This is a genomic window from Pseudoxanthomonas sacheonensis (assembly GCF_031455975.1).
Taxonomy (GTDB): domain Bacteria; phylum Pseudomonadota; class Gammaproteobacteria; order Xanthomonadales; family Xanthomonadaceae; genus Pseudoxanthomonas_A; species Pseudoxanthomonas_A sacheonensis_A.
Genome location: NZ_JAVDTT010000010.1, coordinates 1 through 1,256, shown reverse-complemented (window position 1 = coordinate 1,256; position 1,256 = coordinate 1). Strand labels below are relative to the sequence as shown.

Annotated in this window: 1 protein-coding gene and 1 pseudogene; both read left to right on the top strand. The window is 65.0% G+C overall.

The window, feature by feature from the left end; genetic code table 11:
• Positions 1 to 124: 124 nt before the first annotated feature.
• A complete protein-coding gene (locus J2W94_RS18110) occupies positions 125 to 871 on the top strand; it encodes an electron transfer flavoprotein subunit beta/FixA family protein (protein ID WP_310096407.1) in 747 nt (248 codons plus the stop codon).
• Positions 871 to 1,256: pseudogene (locus tag J2W94_RS18105) on the top strand (electron transfer flavoprotein subunit alpha/FixB family protein); the annotation flags it as partial. The gene J2W94_RS18110 and the pseudogene J2W94_RS18105, both read left to right, overlap by 1 nt.

Here is a 1,256-nt window from a genome sequence, read left to right as displayed (position 1 = left end):
CATTTGAACGCTTGAATCCATACGCGCTCGCACGGCCTGCCCGCGACCGGTAAAATCCCTGGACTGCCCTCGGCCCGCCCCGCAACGCCGGGCCTCCCCCTCCAGTCCAGGAAACTCCCGCAGGATGAAGATTCTCGTCGCCTACAAGCGCGTGGTGGACTACAACGTCCGCGTCCAGGTCAAGCCGGATGGTTCCGGCGTGGTCACCGAAGGGGTCAAGCTTTCGGCCAACCCGTTCGACGAAATCGCTCTGGAAGAAGCCCTGCGCCTGCGCGACAAGGGCATCGCCACCGAAGTGATCGTGGCTACCATCGCCCCGGCCGACGCCCAGGCGCATCTGCGCAACGGCCTGGCCATGGGCGCCAACCGTGCCATTCATGTGGTCGTCGATGGGCCGATCCAGCCGCTGACCGCCGCACGCACCCTGCTCAAGCTGGTGGAAAAGGAGCAGCCCGACCTGGTGATCCTGGGCAAGCAGGCCATCGACGACGATTCCAGCCAGACCGGGCAGATGCTGGCCACGCTGTGGGGCCGCCCGCAGGCGACTTTCGCCAGTAAGCTTGAGATCGCAGACGGCAAAGCCACCGTGATCCGCGAAGTCGATGCCGGCCTGGAAACCCTGGAAGTGGACCTGCCCGCGGTGGTCACCACCGACCTGCGCCTCAACGAGCCGCGCTTCATCAAATTGCCCGACATCATGAAAGCCAAGAGCAAACCGCTGGAGAGCATTGCTTTCGCCGATCTGGGCGTGGACAGCGGCGACACTCTCAAGACCACCCACTACGCTGCCCCCGCCAAGCGCGGCAAGGGCGTGATGGTCAAGGACGCGGCCGAACTGGTCGCCGCACTCAAGCAGAAGGGGTTGCTGTAATGAGCAAGGTACTGGTCATCGCAGAACACCTGGACGGCAAGCTCAACGCCGCCACCGCCAAGACCGTCAGCGCCGCGCTGGCGTTGAAGCCCGATTCCATCGACATTGCGGTGCTCGCCGCTGATCCGGCCGCCGTCGCCGCCGAAGCCGCCCAGATCGCCGGCGTGGCCAAGGTCTTGACCGTGGCCAATCCGGCCAATGCGCATGCCCTGGCCCAAGTGCTGGCGCCTCAGATAGCGAAGCTGGCGGCTGGCTACACGCACGTGTTCGGCCCCTCTACCACCTTCGGCAAGGATTTGATGCCATGCGTGGCCGCCCTGCTGGGCACAGCCCAGGTTTCGGACGTGATGTCGGTGGAAAGCAGCCACACCTTCAAGCGCCCGAT